The sequence below is a fragment of the Frigoribacterium sp. CFBP9030 genome, assembly GCF_034045195.1.
Classification (GTDB): domain Bacteria; phylum Actinomycetota; class Actinomycetes; order Actinomycetales; family Microbacteriaceae; genus Frigoribacterium.
The window spans coordinates 33,297-42,372 of sequence record NZ_JAXCWG010000018.1; the positions used below are offsets into that span (position 1 = coordinate 33,297).

General features: G+C 72.3%; 12 protein-coding genes. 1 reads left to right on the forward strand and 11 read right to left on the reverse strand.

What is annotated here, in order from left to right; translation table 11 throughout:
• Window positions 1-6: 6 nt before the first annotated feature.
• The 10 genes from SOM13_RS14475 to SOM13_RS14520 form a co-directional block, all read right to left on the reverse strand.
• Entirely contained in the window at window positions 7-234 is a 228-nt protein-coding gene (locus SOM13_RS14475; RefSeq protein WP_192058901.1) for a hypothetical protein, read from the reverse strand.
• 107 nt (window positions 235-341) lie between these two features.
• Window positions 342-1,313: an AraC family transcriptional regulator gene (locus SOM13_RS14480; RefSeq protein WP_243215694.1), complete on the reverse strand. Its 972-nt coding sequence runs from the start codon at window positions 1,311-1,313 to the stop codon at window positions 342-344.
• 329 nt (window positions 1,314-1,642) lie between these two features.
• Window positions 1,643-2,254 carry a histidine phosphatase family protein gene (locus SOM13_RS14485; RefSeq protein WP_320480117.1) on the reverse strand — a complete coding sequence of 204 codons (612 nt, stop codon included), beginning with the start codon at window positions 2,252-2,254 and terminating at the stop codon, window positions 1,643-1,645.
• Window positions 2,255-2,585: 331 nt separating this feature from the next.
• On the reverse strand, window positions 2,586-3,500 hold the full coding sequence (locus SOM13_RS14490) for a DNA-3-methyladenine glycosylase 2 (protein ID WP_320480118.1): 915 nt from the start codon (window positions 3,498-3,500) through the stop codon (window positions 2,586-2,588).
• On the reverse strand, window positions 3,497-4,156 hold the full coding sequence (locus SOM13_RS14495; protein ID WP_192058894.1) for a DNA-3-methyladenine glycosylase I: 660 nt from the start codon (window positions 4,154-4,156) through the stop codon (window positions 3,497-3,499). The genes SOM13_RS14490 and SOM13_RS14495 overlap by 4 nt, the downstream gene beginning before the upstream one ends.
• The gene (locus tag SOM13_RS14500; protein WP_320480119.1) at window positions 4,153-4,827 is read right to left on the reverse strand and encodes a methylated-DNA--[protein]-cysteine S-methyltransferase; all 675 of its coding nucleotides are present in this window, start codon (window positions 4,825-4,827) and stop codon (window positions 4,153-4,155) included. Before SOM13_RS14500 ends, SOM13_RS14495 begins: the two co-directional genes overlap by 4 nt.
• Window positions 4,824-5,324 (reverse strand): sigma-70 family RNA polymerase sigma factor, encoded by a 501-nt coding sequence (locus SOM13_RS14505; RefSeq protein WP_320480120.1) that lies wholly within the window; start codon window positions 5,322-5,324, stop codon window positions 4,824-4,826. Before SOM13_RS14505 ends, SOM13_RS14500 begins: the two co-directional genes overlap by 4 nt.
• Before the next feature lies 1 nt (window position 5,325).
• Complete coding sequence (locus SOM13_RS14510; RefSeq protein ID WP_243215699.1) at window positions 5,326-5,862, reverse strand: methylated-DNA--[protein]-cysteine S-methyltransferase; 537 nt, start codon at window positions 5,860-5,862, stop codon at window positions 5,326-5,328.
• A 173-nt stretch (window positions 5,863-6,035) separates the two neighbouring features.
• Window positions 6,036-6,314, reverse strand: coding sequence for an acylphosphatase (locus SOM13_RS14515; protein WP_192058888.1), 279 nt, complete (start codon window positions 6,312-6,314; stop codon window positions 6,036-6,038).
• Between the two features lie 148 nt (window positions 6,315-6,462).
• Entirely contained in the window at window positions 6,463-7,449 is a 987-nt protein-coding gene (locus SOM13_RS14520) for an aldo/keto reductase (protein WP_192058886.1), read from the reverse strand.
• A 189-nt stretch (window positions 7,450-7,638) separates the two neighbouring features.
• Here SOM13_RS14520 and SOM13_RS14525 point away from each other — a divergent pair, with 189 nt between their 5' ends.
• Window positions 7,639-8,091 carry a VOC family protein gene (locus SOM13_RS14525; protein ID WP_243215700.1) on the forward strand — a complete coding sequence of 151 codons (453 nt, stop codon included), beginning with the start codon at window positions 7,639-7,641 and terminating at the stop codon, window positions 8,089-8,091.
• 47 nt (window positions 8,092-8,138) lie between these two features.
• Here SOM13_RS14525 and SOM13_RS14530 read toward each other — a convergent pair.
• On the reverse strand, window positions 8,139-9,076 hold a 938-nt coding region (locus tag SOM13_RS14530; RefSeq protein ID WP_320480121.1), incomplete at its 5' end, for a carboxypeptidase-like regulatory domain-containing protein.

Below are 9,076 nucleotides of genomic sequence, written 5' to 3' on the forward strand. Positions count from 1 at the left end.
GGGCGCTCAGGCCGAGTTCTGGCCGCCGGCCGACCACGACATGCCGCCGGCCTCGCCGCGGGGGCCGGCCTGCTGCCGCTCGGCGTCGGCGTGGGCGCGCACGCCGGCCCCGGGGTCCGCCTCGTCGAGACGGGCGGCGACCGCGCGGTCGCGGCGCTCGCGGACGACGATGGCGATGGTGGCGGCGACGATGCCGACGACCACCAGGGCGATGACGACGATTGCGGTGTTCATGTGACCAGTCCCCTCGATCGGTCCTGTCACCCTAGCGAGCAGGGCCACCCGCCACCAGGGCCGCTCGCGTCCACCCCCCCCGCCTCCGAGGAGGCGCGGTGCGGCGCTCAGAAGCGGCGCAGCGTGGTGCGCGGGTACTCGCCGAATCGAGCGGCGTACGCGGCCGCGAATCGGCCGAGGTTGCCGAACCCCCAGCGCCGTGCGACGTCCGACACGCGGGCGGTGCCCGGCGGCGACGTGAGCAGCTCGGCGTGCGCGCGGTCGAGTCGCACCTGCCGCAGGTAGTTCGTCGGCGACGATTCGAAGTGCTCGTTCATCGCCAGCTGCAGGGCCCGCGGGCTGAGCCCCGCCGCTCGCCCGATGTCGGCCGGCGTGATGGCCTGACCGGCGTGGGCGTGGATGTACTCCGCGGCGAGGCGCACCTTGACGCCGCGCTCGGTGCGGACGCTCGCGGGCAGGTCGAGCGGCCGCCACGGGAACAGCTCGAGCATGGCCCGCACGATGCTGAGCTGCGACTCGAGGCGCAGCAGCGGCTCGGTGGCCGCGTCGACGATGTTCGGGGTGGCCGCGGCGGTGACCGACCGCCACCGTCGGAGGGCGGCGGCGGAGGGGGCCGTCGTGTGGTCGAAGACGATGCGCTGCGGTGGTCCGCCGTGCAGATCGGCGGCGGTCTCCTCGAGGAAGTCCCGGCCCACGCGCACGAGCTGACTGTGCCGGGGGGTCAGCGAGAACGAGTACGGATCTTCGGCGGGCACCAGGAAGGGATCGGCGCCGTGGCTCGTGAAGGTCCGCCCACCATGGTCGATGGTGGCGCTGCCGCGACGGAACCACATGAGCGCGTACTGCTCGGGATACGGCACGGTGCCCTGCAGATAGGCGGTGAAGCGCGTCGTCTGGAGCCCCAGCCGCGAATCGCCGACGGTGACGTAGTGATACGAGAACGGCTCGTCGGCCAGCCGCGCCCGGAAGTCGCGGCCGCCGTGGCGCGACGAACGCACCCGCACCGCCTCGGCCAGGTCCGTGCCGGACTCCTCGTGACGAGAGAAGGTCGAGAGAGGGGCGGGGGGAGTCGTTGGCATCTGTGTCCGGGAGGCGCGGGGCGAGCTGTGAACGAGGCGAGCCGCCTGAGGCGAGGCCGGCGGGGAGGGTCGCGCCTCCGCTCCCTGCCCGTGCAAGCTCGGTCGGAGGTGCGACCCGCCGAGCCATCGAGATGGTCGGCACCCTTCGAAAATACGTCCCCGGAGGGGCGGTGACAAATCAAGAAAACCCCGGTCAGTGGTCGATTTTGCCTAGTCGCTCTAACTACGCCCTCTGACCGGCTGTTTCGGCGATCCCGGTCGATCGCGCGTTCGTCGGTGCGATGGCCGAAAAGCGACGACCTCCGCAGGAGGTGCTCGACCGACGACGCTCAGCGCGAGAGCAGGTCGTCGTCCCACGAGACGGCGACCCAGCCCCGGTCGGGCGACCCCTCGAGGGCGACCACGCCGGTGTTGCGGAGCCCGTGGGTGCGGCTGAACTCGGCGTCGAGATTGTCGGCGGTGTTCGCCGCCCAGACGCAGATCGCGGCCTCGTGCGAGACGATCACCGCGGTGGACGCCGGGTCGGTGGTCGAGACCACCGAGGCGACGGCGGCGTCGTAGCGGGCCACGAATTCGCTGCCGCTCTCGCCGCCGGGGATGCGCGCGTCGCGGTCCGTCCACCACTTCTGCATGGTGCCCATGTACCCGGGCAGGGCGTCGGCGTACGAGAGACCCTCGAGGTCGCCCGCGTCGATCTCGAGCAGGCCGTCGAGCTCGTGGTGCGGCACGCCCAGCGCTGCCGCGGCGACGGCGGCGGTCTCGGCGGCGCGGAGGGCCCGTGACGAGTGCACGGCGGCGATCGGCTCGCCGTCGAGTCGACCCGCCAGGGTTCGAGCCTGATCGACGCCGACCGGCGACAGGGGAGGGCCGGGCGGCCGCGAGCCGATCGTCTGGGCGACGTTGTCGGCGGTCTCGCCGTGGCGGATGAGGAGGAGTCGCATCGGTGCTCTCGGTCGGCTCGGGGGTGGTCGACGCGTCGACACCTGTCGGGTCTCCAGGATGTCCGAGATCCCCGCGGCTGTCATGTCGCCCGGCCCACGTCTTCCGACTGAGTGGCGCTGCTCACTGGTCACATGAAAAGAGATGAGGGGCACGGTCGTGGCGATGCCGCCGTCCGTGCCCCTCGTGCCGATGTTGTCGCAGTTGAGCTTCACGGGCAGGGATGCGAGCAACACCGGCCAGAGAAGACGAAAGAAACGCCTTCGACCCGTGTGACGCTACGCGCCGCGGCGGTGACCGACTCCCAGGTTCGGCGCGCGGTGCGCCGGGCGGCTACGTCGCCTGCGCCGTCGCCGTCGCCTGCGCCGTCGCCGCGGGTGCGGTGGGCAGCACGGCGGCCCAGAGGTGGAAGAGCGCGTAGGCCCGCCACGGCGACCACGCGGCACCGGCGGTCTCGGCCTGTCGCGTGGTCAGGCCGCCGAGCACGCGCCGCAGCACGAGGTCGCCTGCGGGCCAGGCGTCGCGGTCGCCGAGGGCGCGGACGGCCAGGTAGTCGACGGTCCACGGGCCGATGCCGGGGAGGGCCAGCAGCCGGCGCCGCACCGCGGTCGCATCGTCGCCCGGTGCGATGACGAGACCGTCGGCGACGGCCGCGGCGAGGGCCTGAACGGTGCGCGCTCGACTGTTCGTGATGCCGACGGCCGATCGCAGCTCGTCGACGTCGGCGGCGGCCAGGACGTCGGCCCGGGGGAACCTCGTCAGCCCGGTGCCCTCGACGGGTTCGCCGTACGCCGAGACGAGTCGCCCGCTGAAGGTGCGGGCGGCCGCCAACGACACCTGCTGGCCCAGCACGGTGACGACGGCGGTCTCGAAGCCGTCAGGGTTGCCGGTGATGCGGATGCCGGGTCGTGCCGTCACCAGCGGGCCGAGCACGGGGTCGCTCGAGAACGCGTCGTGCACGGCGGCGATGTCGGCGTCGAGGTCGAGCCATCGGCGGACGACCGTCTCGAGCTGGGCGAGCACCCTCTCGTCGTCGGTCGCCACGTCGACCGAGACGCCGTCGGCCGTGAAGGTCAGATCGACCCGGTAGGAGGCGCGGGAGGCCCCGTCGCCCGCCTCGACCAGCCGCGAATGCGAGGCCGCGCCGATGTCGGTGGCCTCGGCCCCGGGGATGCTGTGGGCCGCGAGCAGACCCACGGCGTGCCGGTGGTCGTACTCGCCGACCGCCCGCACGTCGAGACGCGTCACGAGTCGTGGCCCGGAGCCGAGGCTGCCTGCCGGGCGCCCGGCCGCGGGGCGTCGACCCAGACCCCCGACGTGCCGCGTCGGTGGCTGCCCACGAGGTGCGTGTCGACGAGCCCGACGGCCTCCATCAGCGCGTGCATGGTGGTCGGCCCGACGAACGTGAACCCGCGCTTCTTGAGAGCCTTCGACAGCGCCACGGACTCGGGCGACGTCGTGGGCACCTCGGCCATGGTCTGCGGCGACGGGGTCTCGGCCGGTCGGAACGACCAGACGAAGTCGACCAGGCCCTCGTCGGCGCGCAGTCCGACCACGGCTCGCGCGTTCTGGATGGTCGCGTCGATCTTCAGCCGGTTGCGGACGATGCCGGCGTCGCCCATCAGCCGAGCACGATCGGCATCGTCGAAGAGCGCCACGGCGTCGGGGTCGAAGTCGGCGAACGCGGAGCGGAACGCCGGGCGCTTGCGCAGGATGGTCGCCCACGAGAGGCCCGACTGGAACGCCTCGAGACTCAGTCGCTCGAAGAGCCCGCGTTCGTCGCGGACGGGCATGCCCCACTCGTTGTCGTAGTACTCGCGCATCAGAGGGTCGGTCGAGGCCCAGACGGGTCGTGCGAGCCCGTCGTCGCCGATCACGACCGAGGGATCGTCGGCGGGGCTCACGACGTGGCCTCGAGCGCGAGGAGGGTCTGCTTGGCGGCCATCCCCCCACGGTAGTTCCCGGGGGCGCCGTCGCTCCGCACGACCCGATGGCACGGGACGACGACGGGCAGCGGGTTCGTCGCGCAGGCGGTGCCCACGGCGCGGACGGCCTTGGGGCTGCCCGAGGCCCGAGCGACCGACGCGTACGACTCGGTCGCCCCGTAGCCGATCTCGGGCAGATGCTCGAGCACGGTGCGCTGGAACCCCCTCGACAGCCGGCGGTCGAGCGGCAGATCGAACGACCGGCGCTCGCCGCGGAAGTACTCGTCGAGCTGACCCGCCGCCGTGTCGAGGGCGTCGGGCGCCTCGATGATCCGCGGGCTGATGGCCGCGGCCAGCCGGTCGAGCACGGTGTCGAGCCCTTCGACGTCGAAGGCGATCCGCACGATGCCGACGGTCGTCGTGCAGACCAGGAGCCGGCCGACGGGGGAGTCGACCGTGCGGTACGCCACGTCGACGGCGTCGGCGTCCATCGCCGAGCGGACGAACCGGGCGTGCAGGGCGGCGAGACGGTCGTCGCTCGGAGCGAAGCCCCCGAGCCGCTGCCGCAGCACGGCATCGAGCTCGGGTGCGGCAGACCGCGAGGCCTCGCCTTCGGGGATGCTCGCGGCGGTTTCTGGTGTGTCGGTCATGAGGCCCCTGACGGTGCTCGCGGGTCGGGTGGGCTGAGGAGGGTTCGGAGCCGGGCGATGCCGTCGGCCGAGGCGCGGCGGGCGGCGGCCGGGGTGATGCCGGTGAGCTCCGCCGCCTCGGCGTGCGAGAGCCCGACGAGGTGGTGGTGGACGACGGCCCGGCGTTGACCGGGAGGCAGACGGTCGAGGGCGCGGATCAACTCGTCGCGCCGGGCCAGCGCCTCGTCCGCCGGAGGCGCGGGTCGCCGCTCGGGCACGACCTCGACCGGCTGCGGACGACGTGTCGTGGCCCGCGCGATGTCGATCGCCTTGCGGTGCGCGATGGTCACCAGCCACGCCTCGACGTTGGCCGTCTCGGTCAGCGAGGGGTAGGCGACGAGGGCTGCGACGAACGTCTCGGACCAGGCGTCGTCGGTGTCGTGCTCGTCGAGCACCGCACGGCACACGCGCCACACGGTGGCCCCGTGCATCTCGACGACGCGGGCGAACGGCAGCACGTCAGAACAGGCGGCCCGAGGAGGCGCTCTCGGGCTCTTCGAGATCGAGCAGCCGCCGCTTGCGGTCGAGACCCCCGGCGTAGCCGACGAGGGCACCGGCGGCGCCGACGACCCGGTGGCACGGCACGACGATGCTGAGCGGGTTCAGCCCGTTGGCCGCCCCGACGGCCCGGGCGAGGCCGACGTCGCCGAGCTCTCGCGCCAGCTGGCCGTAGCTGCGCGTCTCGCCGTATGGGATGTCGCGCAGCAGGGCCCAGACCCGTCGGCGGAACTCGTTGCCGCGCGGCGCCAGCGGGAGGTCGAATCGACGACGCTCGCCCGCGAAGTACTCGCCGAGCTGGTGCTCGACCTCGTCGAAGTCGACGACCCCGACGCCCGTCGGCGAAGCCCGCCCGAAACCGGCCGGGTCGGGGAGGTTGCGGTGCTCGGCGAAGTACAGCCCGGCGAGGCCGTCTTCGGAGGCCACGAGCGTGAGATCGCCCAGCGGGCTCGGCACGGTCGTATGGACGGTCGGCGGCAGGTCTGTCTCGGTCGTCACGGTCGGCTCCTCACCCTCGGCGATGCTACTCACCCTGTAGACGGTGCTCGAGCCCCGTATGTGAGGTGCCGGTCGGAGATCGTCGCCGCGGTCCGTGCGCGACCCGCGCCGCAGTCCGAGCGCGACCCCGGCGTCGCGCGAGCCGAGGCGTCGCGCGAGCCGAGTCGTCGCCGTCAGCGCCGGGTGGTGAACTCCGTCTCGCCGATGGGGCCGAGCTCCCGTACCTCGACGGAGTCGACCGTCGCCCCCTGCGGGCCCTGCTCCAGCCATTCGAGCATCAAAGCGACGCGGTCGGGACGCCCCTCGATCTCCACCTCGACGTCTCCGTCGGGCAGGTTGCGGACGAAACCGCCCACGTCGAGGCGATCGGCCTCGCCCTCGGTCGAGAAACGGAACCCCACACCCTGCACGAGGCCGTGCACGAGTGCCCGGCGTCTGATCACGTCGTCCATCGCTCGACCGTACCCGCGCCTCCTCGGCCTCGCCCCTCGCGCGGACGTCTCACCCCGCCACGATGTGCACATCACGCCACGAGAAAACGTGGCGGGATGTTCATTTCGTGGCGGGGTGGCGGCTCACCCAGGGACGTCGGTCGCCGTGCTACTCGTCGACGGTCGACATGTCGGCGTAGCGGGCGCCCTTCGGCGCGGCGACGTCGTCGAGCTGGTGCAGCTGCTCCTCCGAGAGGACGATCTCGTCGGCGGCGACGTTCTCGTCGAGGTACGCGCGGCGCTTCGTGCCCGGGATCGGCACGATCCCCTCGCCCTTCGCGAGCAGCCAGGCCAGCGCGACCTGTCCGGGCTTCGCGCCGACGGCACGCGCGACCTCGTCGACCTGCTGCACGATCCGCACGTTCGCCTCGAGGTTGTCGCCCGAGAAGCGGGGGGCGAAGCGTCGGAAGTCGTCGGGCGCGAGCTCGTCGACCGACCGGATCGTGCCCGTCAGGAACCCGCGGCCGAGCGGCGAGTAGGGCACGAAGCCGATGCCGAGCTCACGGACGGTGGGGATGATCTCGGCCTCGGGCTCACGGCTCCACAGCGACCACTCGGTCTGCAGGGCGGTGATCGGGTGCGTCGCGTGGGCACGGCGGATCGTCTCGGGCGCGGCCTCCGACAGTCCGAGGAACCTCACCTTGCCCGCGGTGACGAGCTCGCCCATGGCCCCGACGGTCTCCTCGATCGGCACCTGCGGGTCGACGCGGTGCTGGTAGTAGAGGTCGATGTGGTCGATGCCGAGACGCTTGAGCGATCCGTCGACCGACCTGCGCACGTACTCGGGGCGACCGTCGACCGTCCGCTCGAGCCGCGCCTCCTTGTCCGTCACGTTGCCGAACTTCGTGGCGACGACGGCCTGGTCGCGCCGGCCCTTGAGCGCCCGCCCGAGCAGCTGCTCGTTCGTGTGCGGACCGTACATGTCGGCCGTGTCGAGCAGCGTGACGCCGACGTCGAGCGCGCGGTGGATGACCCGCACCGACTCGTCGTCGTCCGTGCTGTTGCCGGTGTAGAAAGCGGACATGCCCATCAGGCCGAGGCCCAGGCGTCCGACGTCGAGGCCGCCGTCGACCTGGCCGAGTGTCGTGTTCTTCATGACGTCGAGACTGCACCCCCGAACCGACCGGCCGCACAGGCTCGCCGACGCCGACGCCGACGCCGACGCCGACGCCGACGCCGACCGCACCGTATGCCGCGGGTTCCTTGACCGCCGCTCCTGCCGGGGCCATGCTGACCCCACGACCGGCGGCACCGGGCCTTCGGGACGATGGGAACCAGGTGCGTCATGCCCACGATGATCTTCGTCAACATCGCCGTCGACGACCTCGAGGCCTCGAAGGCCTTCTACGAGGCGCTCGGCTGGTCGATCAACCCCGCCTTCACCGACGCGAACGCGGCCTGCATCGTCATCAGCGACACCATCTACGTCATGATCCTCGTCAAGCCGTTCTTCCAGCAGTTCACGAGCAAGCAGATCGTCGACGCGACCGTCGGCAACGAGATGCAGCTCTCCGTCAGCGCTGAGAGCAAGGACGAGGTCGACGAGATGCTCGCCAAGGCGCTCGCCGCCGGCGGCACCGCGTCGGGCAGCCAGGACTTCGGCTTCATGTACAGCAAGTCGTTCGACGATCTCGACGGCCACCACTGGGACGTCATGTGGATGGACGAGGCCGCTGCGGCCGGGGGCGGGCCGACCCTCACCGACGAGGAGCTGCGGGCGGGCATCTCCACGACCTGAGCCGAGGAGGCGCGGTGCCGGTCGACCCGGCACCGCGCCTCCCGAGGTCACTCCCGTTCTGCGGCTCCGGCGCGACGCCGGACGGCCGCCCCCGCGGCCAGCACGAGACCGAGCGCCATCAGGCCGCTCGCGAGACCGATCGGCAGAGCGGGATCGGAGCCGGTGAAGGCGAGCCCGCCGTCCGCGACGGGGACGAGGGGCACGCCGCCGACGCCCGGCACGACGACGAGCGTGCCGAGCGAGATGTCGTCCGTTCCGGTCGTGAAGGAGGTGACCGGTGTGCCGTCGACGACCAGGCGGTAGGTGGTCTCGGGGGTCAGGCCGGTCACGACGAAGGCGCCGGCGTCGTCGGTGGTGGCCGCCGCGACGGGTTCGGCGGAGTCGGCGGGCAGCACCTCGACCCGGGCGTCGGAGACGTGGGCGCCCTCGACGTTGAGCACCGTCCCGCTGACCGACACGACCTCGGGGAGGGGTGCGGGTGCCGGGGTCGGCTCGGGGCTCGGGACCGGCGTCGGCTCCGGTGTCGGGCCGGGCGTGGGTTCCGGGCTCGGTTCGGGGTCGACGGGTGCGGCGGGCTGTTCGAGTTCGAGGGGCGGGTTCGGGGCGCCGGCTGCGGGGGTGGTGAACTCGATGGGTCGGTCGGTGTCGCCGTCGACGATGATCGTGTAGTCGGTCTCGGGGGTGAGGTCGGGTGCTTCGAAGGTGCCGGTGTCGTCGGTGGTGGTCTCGATCGCGACGTCCTGGGTGTCGGTGTCGATGATGGTGATCGGGGTGTCGGTGACGGGGTCGCCGGTGTCGTCGGTGATGGTGCCGACGATGTCGACGGTGTCCGGTTCCGGGTCGACGGGTGCGGCGGGCTGTTCGAGTTCGAGGGGCGGGTTGGGGTCGCCGGCTGCGGGGGTGGTGAACTCGATGGGTCGGTCGGTGTCGCCGTCGACGATGATCGTGTAGTCGGTCTCGGGGGTGAGGTCGGGTGCTTCGAAGG

Coding starts and splice junctions, on each gene's coding strand:
- SOM13_RS14475 (WP_192058901.1), bottom strand. CDS start 234: ATGAACACCGCAATCGTCGTCATCGCCCTGGTGGTCGTCGGCATCGTC.
- SOM13_RS14480 (WP_243215694.1), bottom strand. CDS start 1,313: ATGCCAACGACTCCCCCCGCCCCTCTCTCGACCTTCTCTCGTCACGAG.
- SOM13_RS14485 (WP_320480117.1), bottom strand. CDS start 2,254: ATGCGACTCCTCCTCATCCGCCACGGCGAGACCGCCGACAACGTCGCC.
- SOM13_RS14500 (WP_320480119.1), bottom strand. CDS start 4,827: ATGACCGACACACCAGAAACCGCCGCGAGCATCCCCGAAGGCGAGGCC.
- SOM13_RS14515 (WP_192058888.1), bottom strand. CDS start 6,314: ATGGACGACGTGATCAGACGCCGGGCACTCGTGCACGGCCTCGTGCAG.
- SOM13_RS14520 (WP_192058886.1), bottom strand. CDS start 7,449: ATGAAGAACACGACACTCGGCCAGGTCGACGGCGGCCTCGACGTCGGA.
- SOM13_RS14525 (WP_243215700.1), top strand. CDS start 7,639: ATGCCCACGATGATCTTCGTCAACATCGCCGTCGACGACCTCGAGGCC.